At 73.0% G+C, this 14,304-nt stretch carries 11 protein-coding genes; 7 read left to right on the top strand and 4 right to left on the bottom strand.

The window, feature by feature from the left end:
* The first annotated feature begins 122 nt into the window (after nt 1-122).
* From ABZZ04_RS27220 to ABZZ04_RS27230, 3 genes are all read left to right on the top strand, one after another.
* Nucleotides 123-1,862, top strand: coding sequence for a D-aminoacylase (locus ABZZ04_RS27220; protein WP_356934844.1), 1,740 nt, complete (start codon nt 123-125; stop codon nt 1,860-1,862).
* Complete coding sequence (locus ABZZ04_RS27225) at nt 1,859-3,319, top strand: aldehyde dehydrogenase family protein (protein WP_356934845.1); 1,461 nt, start codon at nt 1,859-1,861, stop codon at nt 3,317-3,319. Before ABZZ04_RS27220 ends, ABZZ04_RS27225 begins: the two co-directional genes overlap by 4 nt.
* Before the next feature lie 282 nt (nt 3,320-3,601).
* A complete protein-coding gene (locus tag ABZZ04_RS27230) occupies nt 3,602-5,167 on the top strand; it encodes an APC family permease (RefSeq protein WP_356934846.1) in 1,566 nt (521 codons plus the stop codon).
* A 40-nt stretch (nt 5,168-5,207) separates the two neighbouring features.
* On the opposite strand, the gene ABZZ04_RS27235 is transcribed toward ABZZ04_RS27230, so the two are convergent.
* Complete coding sequence (locus ABZZ04_RS27235) at nt 5,208-5,942, bottom strand: siderophore-interacting protein (protein ID WP_356934847.1); 735 nt, start codon at nt 5,940-5,942, stop codon at nt 5,208-5,210.
* Between the two features lie 116 nt (nt 5,943-6,058).
* Nucleotides 6,059-6,676: a DNA polymerase ligase N-terminal domain-containing protein gene (locus ABZZ04_RS27240; RefSeq protein WP_356934848.1), complete on the bottom strand. Its 618-nt coding sequence runs from the start codon at nt 6,674-6,676 to the stop codon at nt 6,059-6,061.
* 295 nt (nt 6,677-6,971) lie between these two features.
* On the opposite strand from ABZZ04_RS27240, the gene ABZZ04_RS27245 reads away from it, so the two are divergent.
* Both ABZZ04_RS27245 and ABZZ04_RS27250 read left to right on the top strand, forming a co-directional pair.
* On the top strand, nt 6,972-8,360 hold the full coding sequence (locus tag ABZZ04_RS27245) for an MFS transporter (protein WP_356934849.1): 1,389 nt from the start codon (nt 6,972-6,974) through the stop codon (nt 8,358-8,360).
* A gap of 142 nt (nt 8,361-8,502) precedes the next feature.
* Nucleotides 8,503-9,285, top strand: a complete 783-nt coding sequence (locus tag ABZZ04_RS27250; RefSeq protein ID WP_356934850.1) for a hypothetical protein — start codon at nt 8,503-8,505, stop codon at nt 9,283-9,285.
* A 66-nt stretch (nt 9,286-9,351) separates the two neighbouring features.
* Here ABZZ04_RS27250 and ABZZ04_RS27255 read toward each other — a convergent pair whose 3' ends face one another.
* Entirely contained in the window at nt 9,352-10,902 is a 1,551-nt protein-coding gene (locus ABZZ04_RS27255) for a CehA/McbA family metallohydrolase (RefSeq protein WP_356934851.1), read from the bottom strand.
* A 218-nt stretch (nt 10,903-11,120) separates the two neighbouring features.
* Here ABZZ04_RS27255 and ABZZ04_RS27260 point away from each other — a divergent pair, with 218 nt between their 5' ends.
* A complete protein-coding gene (locus tag ABZZ04_RS27260; RefSeq protein WP_356934852.1) occupies nt 11,121-11,966 on the top strand; it encodes an LLM class F420-dependent oxidoreductase in 846 nt (281 codons plus the stop codon).
* 32 nt (nt 11,967-11,998) lie between these two features.
* Here ABZZ04_RS27260 and ABZZ04_RS27265 read toward each other — a convergent pair whose 3' ends face one another.
* Nucleotides 11,999-13,081, bottom strand: coding sequence for an alpha/beta hydrolase (locus tag ABZZ04_RS27265; RefSeq protein ID WP_356934853.1), 1,083 nt, complete (start codon nt 13,079-13,081; stop codon nt 11,999-12,001).
* Nucleotides 13,082-13,201: 120 nt separating this feature from the next.
* On the opposite strand from ABZZ04_RS27265, the gene ABZZ04_RS27270 reads away from it, so the two are divergent.
* The gene (locus ABZZ04_RS27270; protein ID WP_356934854.1) at nt 13,202-14,050 is read left to right on the top strand and encodes a TetR/AcrR family transcriptional regulator; all 849 of its coding nucleotides are present in this window, start codon (nt 13,202-13,204) and stop codon (nt 14,048-14,050) included.
* Nucleotides 14,051-14,304 lie beyond the last annotated feature (254 nt).

Consider the following 14,304-nt stretch of genomic DNA (forward strand, 5'->3'; position numbering starts at 1 on the left):
GCACCTGCGGCGGGCCTGTTCCCCCGCCCTCCCCTTCCCGTGACCGGGGCTCCGCCCCGGACCCCGCTCCCCGGTCGCCGGAGGGGCCGGACCCCGCACACACCACAGAAGGGAACCCCGTCATGCTCGACCACCTCATCCGCGGAGCCACCGTCGTGGACGGCACCGGCGGACCCTCGTACACCGCCGACGTCGGCATCCGCGACGGCCGCATCGCCGTCGTCGCCGAACCGGGCACGCTCACCGAGCAGGCCGTCACCACCGAGGACGCCACCGGGCTCGTCCTCGCGCCCGGCTTCGTCGACCCGCACACCCACTACGACGCCCAGCTCTTCTGGGACCCGTACGCCACGCCCTCCATGAACCACGGCGTCACCACCGTCGCCGGGGGGAACTGCGGATTCACCCTCGCCCCGCTCCACCCGGACCGCCCCGAGGACGCCGACTACACCCGCCGCATGATGGCGCGGGTGGAGGGGATGGCGCTCAAGGCCCTGGAGGAGGGGGTCGACTGGACCTGGTCGGGCTTCCGCGAGTACCTGGACGCCCTCGAAGGGCGCATCGCCGTCAACGCCGGGTTCATGGTCGGGCACTGCGCGCTGCGCAGGTACGTCATGGGCGCCGACGCGACCGGCGGGCAGCCCACCCCGGCCCAGCTCGACGTGATGCTCGCGCTGCTGCACGACGCGATGGACGCCGGGGCCTGGGGGCTGTCCACCACCCAGTCCGCCACCCACTCCGACGGGGACGGCCGGCCCGTCGCCTCCCGGGACGCGCTGCCCGAGGAGCTCCTCGCCCTCTCCCGGGCCGTCGGCGAGCACGAGGGAACCCAGCTCGAAGCGATCGTCGCCGGCTGCCTGGACCAGTTCTCCGACGAGGAGATCGACCTCCTCGTCGACATGACCGCCACCGCCGGGCGCCCGCTGAACTGGAACGTCCTCACCATCGACGCCGCCGTCCCCGAACGCGTGCCGCGCCAGCTCGTGCCCAGCGAACGGGCCCGCCGCGCCGGGGGCCGGATCGTCGCGCTGACCATGCCGATCCTCACCCCCATGAACATGTCGCTCGGCACCTTCTGCGCCCTCAACCTCATCCCCGGCTGGGGCGACATCCTCGCGCTGCCCGTCCCCGAGCGCATCGAACGGCTCCGCGACGCCGACACCCGCGCCGAGATGCTCCGCCGCGCCGACAGCAAGGAGGCCGGGGTCTTCCGCCGCCTCGCCGACTTCGCCCGCTACGTCATCGGCGACACCTACAGCGCGGCCAACGAGGGGCTGACCGGCCGCGTGGTGCGCGACGTCGCCGCCGAGCGAGGCCAGGACCCCTTCCACTGCCTCGTCGAGATCTGCGCCGCCGACGATCTGCGCACGGTGCTGTGGCCGATGCCCACCGACAACGACCCCGCCTCCTGGGCGCTGCGCCGCGAGACCTGGGAGCACGAGGACGTCATGCTCGGCGGCTCCGACGCGGGCGCGCACCTGGACCGGATGTGCGGCGCCCCGTACACCACCCGGTTCCTGGGCGACTGCCTGCGCGGGCGCAGGCTCGTCCCCCTGGAGAAGGCGGTGAAGATGCTCACCGACGACCCCGCCCGGCTCTTCGGGCTCCGCGAGCGGGGCCGGATCGAGGAGGGCTTCCACGCCGACCTCGTCCTCTTCGACCCCGAGCGGGTGGACGCCGGGCCCGCCACCCTGGTGCACGACCTGCCCGGCGACAGCCCGCGCCTGGACTCCCGGGCCATCGGCATCGTCTCGGTCCGGGTCAACGGGGTGGAGACCCTGCGCGACGACAAGGTGACCGGCGCGGTCCCCGGCACGGTGCTCCGCTCCGGCCGCGACACCCGGACGGTGAGCACCGTATGAACGGAGATCGGAAACTGCTCATCGGCGGCCGGTGGACCGAGCCGGACCACGGCCACTACGAGGTGATCGACCCGGCGACCGAGGAGGTCGTCGGCCTCGCCCCGGAGGCGAGCCGGGAACAGGTGCACGCGGCGGCGGCCGCCGCCCGCGAGGCGTTCACCACCTGGTCCCGCACCCGCCCCGAGGAGCGGGCCGCGATCCTCGACCGGGCCGCCGACCTGATGCAGCGCGACCTGGTCGCCAGTGCCGACCTCGCCCGCGCGGAGAGCGGCGCCACCACGGCGACGGCCAGGGGCATGCAGGTGGCCGTGGGCGCCGCCCGCTTCCGCCGGTACGCCAGGGGCGCCCTGGAACCCGTCGAGGAACCGATCGCACCGCAGATCAACGCGGCGGGGCCGATGGGCCGGGCGGGCGTCTTCGGGGCCCTCGCCGTGCGCCGCCCCGTCGGCGTCGTCACCTGCATCACCTCGTACAACAACCCGTGGGCCAACCCGGCGGGCAAGATCGCGCCCGCGCTCGCCATGGGCAACACCGTCGTCGTGAAGCCCGCGCCGCAGGACCCGCTCTCCGTCTACCGGATGGCCGAGGCGCTCCAGGAGGCGGGCGTCCCGGCCGGGGTCGTCAACGTCGTCACCGGCTCGGGCCCCGAGGCGGGCGAGGCGGCCGTCGACTGCGAGGACGTCGACATGGTCAGCTTCACCGGGTCCACCGCCGTCGGGCAGCGCATCGGCGAGGTGTGCGGGCGCGGGATGAAGCGGCAGCTGATGGAGCTGGGCGGCAAGGGCGCCGCGGTCGTCCTCGACGACGCCGACCTCGACTCGGCGGTGGCGGGCATCGGCACCACGTTCTCCTTCTACAGCGGCCAGATCTGCACCGCCCCGACCCGGGTCCTGGTCCAGCGCGGCGTCCACGACGAACTGGTCGGGAAGCTCGCCGCGTACGCGAACCACCTGAAGGTGGGCGACCCGGCGGCCCGGGGCACGGTCGTCGGGCCGGTCATCTCCGCCGCCCACCGCGACCGCGTCGAGGCGTACGTCGAACTCGGCCGGAAGGAGGGCGCGCGGGTCGTCGCGGGCGGCGCCCGCCCGGCCGGGTTCGACCGGGGCTTCTACGTCGCCCCGACCCTCCTCGCCGACTGCACCAACGACATGCGCGTCGCCCGCGAGGAGATCTTCGGCCCGGTCGTCGTGGTCGTCCCCTTCGACGACGAGGAGGAGGGCATCGCGCTCGCCAACGACAGCGACTACGGACTGATCGACTACGTCTGGTCCGGGGACGTGGCGCGCGCCTTCGGGATCGCCCGGCGGCTGTGCGCGGGCGGGGTCGGGGTGAACACCGTCGGCCGGAACATGGAGGCGCCGTTCGGCGGGTTCAAGAAGAGCGGAGTGGGCCGCGACGTCGGCTCGTACGCCCTGCACGCGTACGGCGAACTCCAGTCGATCGTCTGGCCCGGCTGAACCGGAACGACCCGTGGGAAGCCACCGGCCCGCAGGGGGCCGACGACCCGTGGGTGTCCGCTGAGCGGACACCCACGGGAAATTTTGAAACCTCCCAAAACGGGCACTGCTGCGGTTCCCGTACGGTGCTGCGATCGAGCCTCGACCTCGTATCGGAAGGTGGCTTTCGCGGATAGCCTTCAATTAATCAAGGTTCTTCCGTATTGTTGCCTGGAATTCAAGGGTGAGACGGTGGAGTCTCACCCTCCGGATGTGGAAATCGCAGCGTTTATCGTCCTTTTCATGACTCAGCTGGACGTGCGGCCGCGGGCCGGGGACACAGCACCGGGCGCCGCTCCGGCCGACGGCGGGGTGCGCGGCAAGGGACTCGGCGGGAACTCCGTCGGCCTGATGGGCAGCGCCGTCATCGGCGTCTCCACCGTCGCCCCCGTCTACTGCCTCACCTCCACCCTCGGCTCCACGGCGGGGGAGGTCGGCGTGCAGATGCCCGCCGTCTTCCTGGCCGGATTCCTGCCGATGCTGCTCGTCGCCTTCGCGTACCGCGAGCTCAACAAGGCCGTGCCGGACTGCGGCACCTCCTTCACCTGGACGGTGAAGGCGTTCGGCCCGCACGTCGGCTGGATGTGCGGCTGGGGCCTGGTCATCGCGACGATCATCGTCCTGTCGAACCTGGCGGGCGTGGCCACCTCGTACTTCTGGCTGCTGGCGGGCGAGATCACCGGCAGCGAGTCGATCGCCGCCCTGGACGACAGCAAACCCGTCCACATCCTGACCTGTCTGGCCCTGATCGCGATCGCCACGGCGATCAGCTACCGGGGGATGACGGCCACCAAGGGCGTCCAGTACGCGCTGGTGGGCCTCCAGCTCGTGGTCCTCGCGGTCTTCGTGGCGATGGCCGTGCAGAAGGCGGGCAGCGGGGAGTTCGCCTCGTCCCTGGACTTCTCCTGGTCCTGGCTGAACCCGTTCGCGGTGCAGTCGTTCGCGGCGTTCACCGCCGGCCTGTCGCTGTCGATCTTCATGTTCTGGGGCTGGGACGCCTGTCTGACCGCCAACGAGGAGACCGTCGGCAGCGAGAAGACCCCCGGCCGGGCCGCCCTCATCGCGATGGTCGTGCTCGTCGGCTCCTACCTGGCGACCGGCGTGGCCGCCCAGATGGCCGTCGGCTCCGGCGACTCGGGGCTCGGCCTGGCCAACCCCGAGACCTCCGACAACGTCTTCGCCGCGCTCGCCGGCCCGGTCATGGGCCCCGGCCTCGGCATCCTGCTCTTCGTGGCGGTCCTCGCCTCGGCCGCCGCCAGCCTGCAGACCACCTTCATCCCGGTGGCCCGCACGGTGCTCGCGATGTCCTCGTACGAGGCCCTGCCCGCCTCGTACGCCCGGGTCCACCCGCGCTTCAGGACCCCGGGCCGGGCCACCGTGATGGCGGGCGTCGCCACCGGTGTCTTCTACACGGTGATGACCCTGGTCAGCGAGCATGTCCTGGTCGACACGATCTACGCGCTCGGCCTCATGATCTGCTTCTACTACGCGCTGACGGCCTTCGCCTGCGCCTGGTACTTCCGCGCCGACCTGACCCGCTCCTTCCGCGACCTGGCCTTCAAGGGCCTCTTCCCGGTCGTCGGCGGCCTCCTGCTCACCGCGGTCTTCGGCAAGACCCTCTACGACATGTGGGACCCGGCCTACGGCTCCGGCTCGTCGGTCCTCGGGGTCGGCTCGGTGTTCGTGATCGGCGTCGGGCTGCTGCTGCTCGGCGTGGTGCTGATGCTGGTGATGCAGCGCCGCAGCCCGGCGTTCTTCCGCGGCGAGATCCTGACCAAGGAGACCCCGGCGCTGGTCGTCGAGGACTGAGGGCCGCCCGGGGCGCCCCCGGGCGGGCCCCGGTGGGCGTTCAGCCGGTGGCGCGCCAGTAGCCCAGGGCGTTCACCCGCTCCTTGGGCACGGACAGTTCCTTGCGCGCGTACGAGGACAGGGCCCGGGTGGTCGCCGTGTCGCAGGCGATCCAGACGTACGCGTCGGAGGCGTCGGCCCCCAGCAGCCGGGGCAGGGCCGACTTCACCTCGGCGACCAGCCCGGCGCCCCGGTCGCGGCGCGGTATCCGGTGCAGGGTGTGGTGGTCCGGGTCCAGCCGGAGCGGCAGCCGTTCGTCCGAGTCGTGCGTCGTCTCGAACCACAGGGTGGCCGGGGTCCCCGGGAACGCGTCCAGCAGGGAGTTGACCGCGGGCAGCGAGGCCGGGTCGCCGACCACGAAGAGCCGGGCCGGCCGGGGCTCGGGCGGGGCGAAGCCGGTGCCCTGGAGCGTGGCGTCGATCGTGTCGCCCGGCTTCGCCGCGCGGGCCCAGTCGCTCGCGGTCCCCTCGTGCAGGGCGAACTCCAGGCTGAACGTACCGGCGTCCGGGTCCGGGTCGACCAGGGTGTAGGCGCGCTGGTGCGGCTTGCCGCCCTGCTCGAACCAGACCCTGACCCACATCGTCGGATGGGCGCCACCGGTCGCGGCGAGCAGCCCGCCGTCGGTGAGGTGGACCCGGCGGAAGTCCTCGGTGACCTGTTCCGCGCCGGTCACGGTGAATGTGAAGTCCCGTCCCCGCATGAGCTTGAGGACGACGCCCTCCCAGCCGTGACCCACCGCAGTCCCTCCCCGCACCCGAGAATCAATTCAGGTGAGGCTAACCTAATTTCTCGGGATCGGGGAGTCCCGGTCGGCTGTCGGCGGCCCGGGTGCTCCGGCCGGCTGCCAGGGGCTCAGCCTCCGGAGCCCTCCTCTGCCGCGACCTGCGCCAGCGTGCGCCCGGTGCGGGCCGAGCGCGCCCGGTACGGGTCCGGGGCGTCGGGCCCGTCGTGGGTGGCCCGGTTGTCCCTGGCCTTGATCAGCAGCCACACCTCCCCGCCGGGGACGTTCTCCGCGGCGCCCCCCTTGAAGCGGGTGAGGGCGAACTCGCCGTGCAGCCTGGTCCCGTCGAGCCAGAACGTCGCGTGCCCGTCCTCCAGGGATTGTGCGAACGGCACCGGCGCGCCCCGGCGGTCGTGGCTGAGCGGCCGGTAGGTGCCCTGGTCCCAGACGATCACCGTGCCGCCGCCGTGCTCGCCCTTCGCGATGACGCCCTCGAAGGTGCGGTACTCCAGCGGGTGGTCCTCCGTCGGGACGGCCAGTCGCCGCTCGCGCGGGTCCTCCGAGGGGCCGCGCGGCACCGCCCACGACTTCAGCACGCCGTCGACCTCCAGCCGGAAGTCGAAGTGCATGCGCCGGGCCTGGTGGATCTGCACGACGAAGCAGGGTGCCGGGCCCGCCCGCCCCGCCCCGCCGGGCCATCCGTCGGGCCGGACCCGGGGGCGGCCGTCGTTGTCACGGGTCATGTCCATCCGGACACCTCCTCGTCGGCGATCCCGCCCGAGGTCTTCTTCCACTGTGACGCCCCCGCTCGTGAAGCGCACCGGGACGGGCGGCCGGTGCGGATGCGGGCGGTGCGGAGCGGATGCGGGCAGCGCGGACCGGTGCGGTGCGGTGCGGTGCGGAGTGGTGAGGTGTGGTGCGGACAGTATCTCGTGATCAAGTATCTTGACATCGAGAATGTTTGGCGGGCAGGCTTCCCTCTTGTTCCCCGGTGTCCGAGGTTTCCGGTGCCGGGCGGTGTCGAGCAGGGCGAGGGGGCGCGCGATGCGGCGCGGTGGGGACGGCGGTCGGGGCGGGAAGAAGGGTGGGGGCGGCGGGCCGGGCCTGCTGGCCCAGTTGCGCAATCCGCCGGGCGGCCGCAACGCGCGGATCATGCTGCTCGCCCTGGCCGTGGACCGCACCGGCTCGGGGCTGTGGGCCGCCTCCTCGGTCCTCTACCTCACCTTCGTGACCCAGCTGAGCGCCCAGCAGATCGGCGTGCTGCTGGGCACGGCCGGGGTGGCGGGCATCGCGGGCTCGCCCCTGGCCGGGCGCCTGGCCGGACGGTTCGCGGTGCGCCCGCTGCTGATCGGTTGCCACCTGCTCAGGCTGGTGACCCTCGGCCTGGTGCTGGTGTGCGCGGACTTCGGCGCGCTGCTCCCCGTCATCGCCGTGACCTACGTGGGCGACCGGGCCGCGAAGACCCTGGAGATGCTGTTCGCGACCCGGACCGCGGGCGAGCGGCGCGCGGCCTACCAGGCGCTGTCGCGCAGCGCGGCCAACGCGGGCTACGGCGTCGGCGCCGGGATCGCGGCGATCGGCCTGGCGGTGGGCACCACGGACGCCTACCGGGCCCTGATCCTGGGCAACGCGCTGTCGTTCGTCGTGGCCGCGGTGCTGGTGTGGCGCACGGACGAGTCGCGGGAGCGGACGGTCGAGGTGACCCGGTCCGGCGCCCCGGCCCCGGCCGCCGACGACGGACACGCAGCCCCGGCCGTCGGCGGGCACGCCGTTCCCGCCGACGGCGGGCGCGAAGCCCCCGCCCGCAGGACCGGCCCGTGGCGGGACCGCGGCTACCTCGGGTTCGTCCTCCTGGACGTCCCGATGAACCTCGACGACTCGATCCTCGCCGTCGGCCTGCCGCTGTGGCTGGTGGAACGCACCTCCGCGCCGCACGCCCTCGTCCCGGCCTTCCTCGTCATCAACACCGTGCTGGTCGTGGTGCTCCAGCTGAGCGTGTCGAAGCGCGCCGAGGGTCCGCGCCGGGCGACGCGGGCGGTGCTGCTGTACGGGGTCCTGACGTTCGTGTGCTGCGGCTGCCTGGCCGCGGCGGCCCTGGTCGGCACCTGGGCGGCCGCGGCCCTGCTGCTCGCCGCGGCGCTGCTGGTCACCCTGGCGGAGCTGATGCGGTCGGTGAGTTCGTGGGAGCTGGCGGTCCTGCTCGCGCCCGAGGACGCCCGCGCCGCGTACCTGGGGGCGGCCGGGATGTCGCAGTCCGTCCAGAAGTCGGCGGGCCCGCCGCTGCTGACCGGTGCGGTGATGGCCGCCGGCCCGGTGGGATGGCTGGTGCTGGGGACGGCGGTCGCGGGCCTCTCGGTCGTACAACAGCGTTCCTGTGCCCGCCGGTTGGGCGTCGACGAGCCCCGTACCGGCTCGGCCCTCCCGGTCGGCTGACGCGCGTCCCGCCTCGATGCCCGCCCCGGCTCCTCCTGTCAACTCCCTGTCGCACCAAGGGACTTCCTGGCAAGATGTTCGCTCTTGCCGGTGCCGGGATCCCTCCGGCGCAGGGGGACGGGGGCGCGGGGAGGGGGTCCCCGTGGACCGGAGGGGGACGGGGGCGGCCGTGGCGTCGATGGCGCAGGACCGGGAGATCGTCGAGTGTTATCTGAAGCCGCCGGAGGACCGGATCCTGGACGACCGCCTCGTCCAGGGGGTTCAGCTGATCCGTTTCTGGTTCGGCGTCTCGATCGCGATGCTCGTGGAGATCCCCCAGTCGGTGGCCCACGACGTCGCGCTGCTCAACTGGCTCGGCAACTGGCTCGCGTCGGGGGTGGTCGGACTGCTGGCGGCCCCCTTCCTGCTGCTGGTGACGCTGCCCCCGGTCGTGGCGGCGTTCGTCCTCCTCCTCGTGCCCGGGGCGGACCGGCGGCGGGTGGTGGGGCGGTTGCGCGGGCCGGCCGTCGCCGTCGGGATGTTCGTGGCCCACTGGCTGCTGCTCGTGGCCACCGCGATCGGGCCGTTCCTGCTCGGCCACTACACGAATGCACTGGTGGGCGGGGTGACCTTCCTGGCCGGAATCCCGCTGCTGCTGCGCGCCATCGGCTTCGTGAGCATGTCGGTGCCGTGCATCGCCCGTTACATGTTCCGCACCATGGAGATCCATCAGGCGCTGCCCGCACTGCTCACCGTGGTGCTCTCGTGGGAGCTGCTGCTCATGAGGGAGCTGTTCCCGGTCCGCATCGTGCACGACGGCTACGACAGCCCGTTGTGGCTGTCGCTGGGCGGCGCGCTGGCCACCACCGCCGTCGCGGTCTGGGAGATCGGGCGGCTGCGGGCCCGCCACGGCATACGCCTGCGTGCCCTGCCGCCCGCCCCCTGAACCCGCCCCGTGCGAGGCCCGACCCTGCGCGCCGCCCGGTCCCCGAAACCCGACCCTGCGCGCCGCCTACCCCTCCAGGAACACCGGATTGGTGAGCGCCGCCATCGCCCCGGGCAGCCCCGGCACCGTCGCCGGGTGCCGGACCTCGGCCCGCACGTAGGCGGCGTGGGACGGGGTCGTGCGCCACTCCACCGTCCCGGTGCCCGACTCCGGCAGCCCGGCGGTGAACAGGGTGCCCTGGTCGGTGACGAAGTGCGCGGTGCAGCCGGGCGCCCCGGTCACCTCCAGGCGCACGGTGACCGGGGTGTCGTCCCCGTCCACCCGCAGCCGCTCGCCGATCCCGGCGTGCCGGCCGCGCCCGCCGAAGACGCCGAAGGAGAGCGAGAGGGCGGACGACTCGGCGATGTACGAGTGCCCGGCCCTGATCCCGGCCACGATCGCCTCGCGCGACAGCTCGTCGGCGAGCACCACGGTCTGCGGCCACCCCACCCGGTCCGGCTCCCGGTGCGCGTCGCTGTTGCCCATCGCCGGAATCCACGGCTTCGACCAACGGGCGGCCGCGACGAGGGAGTTGTCCCACTCGGCGAGCGCCACCTCGTCCTCGGGGCTGTACACGCCGTTCCACACCTCCACCGCGTCCGCGTCGCCGAAGCCGAACTTCCAGTGGCAGCCGACGCAGGTGGCGTGCGGGTGGGCGGGCACCACCAGGCCGCCGGCCCGGCGCACGGCCTTCGCGTAGTGCCCGAACCGGTTGTCGCGGGCCCGGTAGCGCCAGTCGACGAACGTGCCCGGGTCCATGGCCAGCGCGACCAGGTGCCCGTTGCGGGTGGTGACCTCCTCGCCGGTCAGGACGAGGAGGTCGTCGCCCCACAGCCCGGCCCATGCCCCGTGCGCGGAGTACGTGTTGTGCTCGCTGCTGTTGATGAAGTCGAGCCCGGCCGCGCGGGCGGCGGCGGCGATCCCGGCGGGGGTGCGCCCGCCGTCCGAGTGCACGGAGTGCAGGTGGCAGTCCCCCCGGTACCAGGCCCGCCCGCGCCCCTTCGCGCGCTCCGGCGGGTACACGGGCTCCGGTGTCGTCCCGGCGGGCCCGAAGCGCAGGGTGATCGTCACCTCGTACGGCAGTCCCTCGGGGGCGACGGTGTACGGGCCGAGCGCGATGTGCCACGTGCCCGCCCGCACCGGGCCCGCGATGTAACCGGGGGTCGCCGCGTCCGCCCGGATGAAGAAGCTGCTGCGCGCCCCGCCGGACCACCCCCGGAAGCCGCGCCCGCCCAGTTCGGTGCCGCGCTCGTCGAAGATGCCGATGTCGAGGGCGTTGCCCTGGGTCCCGGCCGGTACGGGCGTCTTCTCGTACGTGTACGAGACGGCTATCTCCCGTACCCCGTGCGGCACCTCGACCGGGAGGTGGACGAAGTCGGGCGCCCCGGTGGGCAGGGTGCCGCGCACGGTCCTGGTCCGGTCGGGCCCGTGGCCGTCGCCCCCGGAGGGCGCGGCGTCGGCGAAGCTCACGGTGCCCAGGGTAAGAGCGGTGGCGGCGGTCGTGACGAGAAGACCGCGTCTGCCCACCGGGTGACCGTGGACCGGACGACCGTGGGCGGAGTGCGATGCGGTGGACATGCGATGGGCTCCTCGGGTGTCGTGGCGAACGGCAGTACAAGGACGCGCACCGGAAACCCTGACGGCTCACGATGAACTCCGGAAGAACGCCGGACCACCTGGACGGGCCGAGCCCTCCGCCCCCGGTTCCCACCGGCTTCCGCGCACTCGGCGTACTCGGATTTCCGCACCGCACGGCATACGTTGGGGCCACCGGATCACGACGGAGGTGCCCTCGCATGCGGATCGCCACGACGATCTTCCTCACCGACCAGACGATCACGCCGCTGCGGCTCGCCCGCGAGCTCGAACAGCGCGGCTTCAGCGGCCTCTACCTGCCCGAACACACCCACATCCCGGTGAGCCGGGACACCCCCTACCCGGCCGGTGGCGACCTCCCGCCGGAGTACGGCCGCACTCTCGACCCCTTCGTGGCCCTCGCCCAGGCCGCCGCCGTCACCGAACGCCTCGCGCTGGGCACCGGCATCACGCTCGTCGCCCAGCACGACCCGATCGACCTGGCCAAGCAGATCGCCACCCTCGACCACCTCTCCGGCGGCCGGTTCACCCTGGGCGTCGGCTACGGCTGGAACGTCGAGGAGGCCGCGGACCACGGGGTGGACTGGCCGACCCGCCGCGACCTGGTCCGCGACCGGCTGGCCCTGATGCGCGCCCTGTGGGCGGACGAACCCACGGCGTACGAGGGCGGGTTCGGCTCGGTCCGGGCCAGCCACGCACACCCGAAGCCGGTCCAGGAACCGCGCGGCCCGGTGAACGGCCCCCGCACCCTGCTCGGCGGCGCGGCCGGGCCGAAGCTGTTCACCGACATCGCCCGGTGCACCGACGGCTGGCTCCCCATCGGCGGCCGCGGCCTGACCGAGTCCGTCCCCCGCCTCCGCGAGGTCTGGGAGGCCGAGGGCCGCGACCCGAAGGACCTCCGGATCGTCCCGTACGCGGTGCTGCCGAGCGCGGGCAAGCTGGCGCACTACGCGGACCTGGGCATCGAGGAGGTCGTCCTGCAGCTTCCCCCGGCGGGGGAACGGGAGGTGCTGCGCGCACTGGACGCGTACGCGGAATTCCTCTGACGGGCGGGAGGGGGCGAGGTCGGGGCCGGGCTTCAGGGCTGGGCCGTTTCGTGGGAGATCACCGGGCGGACCCTGGTGAGCATCAGGTCGAGGAACGCCTCGGGGTGCCGGAACGAGGCGAAGTGACTGGCGTCGTCGATCAGAGCGAAGTCCTTCACGGGCGCGTCGACGTCCTCGAAGAACCGCCGGGCGGGCTCGGGCGGGGTGAGGACGTCCTGCGCGCCCTGGAAGACGAAGAAGGGGATGGCGAAGGAGGTGCCCTCGCGCCACTCGTCGACGGTCACCGCCTCCCGCGCGAGCCGCTCGGAGAAGGTCATCCCCTTCAGGTAGGCGCCGAGCCCCCTGAGCGTGTGCAGCGGTGAGAACCACAGCGAGCGGACCACCACGGTCTTCATGGTGTCGTAGGACAGCGGGTCGCTGGTGATGACCAGCTTGTTGTACGCCGACCACTGCTGCGTGGTCCACGCGGTCCCGTCGGACCCCATCGCCGTGACCTCGGCCAGTTCCTTGCGCTTGCCGGCCCTGCGCAGGCGCTCCAGCAGCGCCTCGTGGGCGGAGGTTTCGAGGCCGCCCGCGACGATGTTCTGGTCGGTGCCGACGTAGGCGGAGTACAGCTCGGGGTGGCTGCGGGCCAGGCGCAGCCCCAGGAGCGTGCCGAAGGAGTTGGCGACCAGCAGCACCTTGGGGACGCCGAGCCGGGCGCGGACGTGCTCGGTGACCTCCAGGGCGTCGCGGTGGAGCCGGTCCAGGGTGAACTCGCCCTGTCCGTCGGGCCCGTGCTGCGCGAAGGTCCGACCCGAGCCCCGCATGTCCCAGCGCACGACGGTGAAGTGGCGTTCCCAGACGCGGGTCCGGGGGAGGAAGACGTGGTTGGAGGCGCCGGGGCCGCCGTGGATCTCCAGGACCACCGGGTTGTCGCGGTCGTCGCCGCGCACCGAGATCCACTGGTCGATGCCGCCGATCCGGACGAACCCCGATTCGTCGATGCCCCGGGGGTCCGTGATGCGGAGCGACTTGGCGTTGGAGAGGCGCTTGAGCTGCCGGTATCCCAGCAGGCCGATCGCCGGTCCGGCGAGGACGGCGGCGGCGGACGTGGCGATGATGCTGCCGATCATGAGTAGATCCCCTAAACTGTTTATGCCGTAAGCGATGGGCTTTAAGGTATATACAGTTGTGGTGGGGCGTCAACGCCCGGCCGGAGACCGAGTACCGGACAACAGAGGGGGTCGGGCGCAGTGAGCGATGCCGCCAGGGCCAGGACCAGCACCGGAGCCGCAGAGAAGAAGGCGGCGGCGGGGAAGAGGTCGGCGGAGAAGAAGCCGCGCGATCTGCAGGTCGGTGTCGCGCTGCTGTGGGGCGAACAGGAGCAGCCCACGCGCGGCCCCAAGCCCAGTCTCACCCCGCACCGGATCGCCGGGGCCGCCGTCAACCTGGCGGACGCCGAGGGCCTGGACGCCGTCTCGATGAACAAGGTCGCCGCCACCTTCGGCGTCTCGGCGATGGCCCTGTACCGCTACGTCCCCGGCAAGACCGAACTCGTCGAGCTGATGGTCGAGGCGGTCCTCGCGGAGGTCCCCGACCTCACGGCCGAGGGGCCGGACTGGCGGACCCGCCTGGCCGCATGGGCCCGGCGTTCCTGGGAGGTGTACCGGGCCCACCCCTGGCTGCTGGTCGCCACGGCGATGCGCCGCCAGATCATGGGCCCCCACCAGCTCGCCTGGCTCGACGCCGCTCTCGGGGCGCTGGAGCCGACCGGTCTGACCGCGTTCCAGCGGCACCAGGTCTTTCTGCTGGTCGTGGGGCACGTGCGCGGCACCGCCCAGCAGCTCCTCGACTTCGACGAGGAGCACGACCGCCAATGGAACCTGCTGACGGGCGAGTTGCTCGCCCGTCGGGCCGACCGCTTCCCGGCGCTCACGCGTGCCATCGCCTCCGGTGCCTTCGGCCCCGAGAGTGCCGGTGCCGGTGCCGGTTCCGGTGACGATGCCGACGCCGCCGCCGACCCGCTCGAATTCGGGCTCTCCCGCATCCTCGACGGCGTCCAGACCCTCATCGACCGCACGGCCGGGCCCACTGCGAGCTGAGGCCGCGTCCGTCACGTGTCCCGCACGTCACGGACGAGGGGGCCGGACCCGTCCCGGGCCCGGACCCCTCACCGCGTATGGTTCCCGGCCGGAGCTTGTTCCTCGGCCTCCTCGGCCTCCTCGGCCTCCTCGGCCTCCGCCGTCCGGGACTGCGGACAGCGTTCTCACGCGGCGTCCGTGTGGACCTTCTCCGCGCCGATCCGCCGGATCCGTTCCCGTCCCCACCCGGCCAGGGACTCCAGGGCGGTGTTGAG

The sequence above is a fragment of the Streptomyces sp. NPDC006435 genome (assembly GCF_040612315.1).
GTDB lineage: Bacteria > Actinomycetota > Actinomycetes > Streptomycetales > Streptomycetaceae > Streptomyces.

Excerpts from the sequence above, each read along its gene's own strand:
- ABZZ04_RS27220 (WP_356934844.1), top strand. The coding sequence starts at position 123 with ATGCTCGACCACCTCATCCGCGGAGCCACCGTCGTGGACGGCACCGGC.
- ABZZ04_RS27225 (WP_356934845.1), top strand. The coding sequence starts at position 1,859 with ATGAACGGAGATCGGAAACTGCTCATCGGCGGCCGGTGGACCGAGCCG.
- ABZZ04_RS27230 (WP_356934846.1), top strand. The coding sequence starts at position 3,602 with ATGACTCAGCTGGACGTGCGGCCGCGGGCCGGGGACACAGCACCGGGC.
- ABZZ04_RS27240 (WP_356934848.1), bottom strand. The coding sequence starts at position 6,676 with ATGGACATGACCCGTGACAACGACGGCCGCCCCCGGGTCCGGCCCGAC.
- ABZZ04_RS27245 (WP_356934849.1), top strand. The coding sequence starts at position 6,972 with ATGCGGCGCGGTGGGGACGGCGGTCGGGGCGGGAAGAAGGGTGGGGGC.
- ABZZ04_RS27255 (WP_356934851.1), bottom strand. The coding sequence starts at position 10,902 with ATGTCCACCGCATCGCACTCCGCCCACGGTCGTCCGGTCCACGGTCAC.
- ABZZ04_RS27260 (WP_356934852.1), top strand. The coding sequence starts at position 11,121 with ATGCGGATCGCCACGACGATCTTCCTCACCGACCAGACGATCACGCCG.
- ABZZ04_RS27265 (WP_356934853.1), bottom strand. The coding sequence starts at position 13,081 with ATGATCGGCAGCATCATCGCCACGTCCGCCGCCGCCGTCCTCGCCGGA.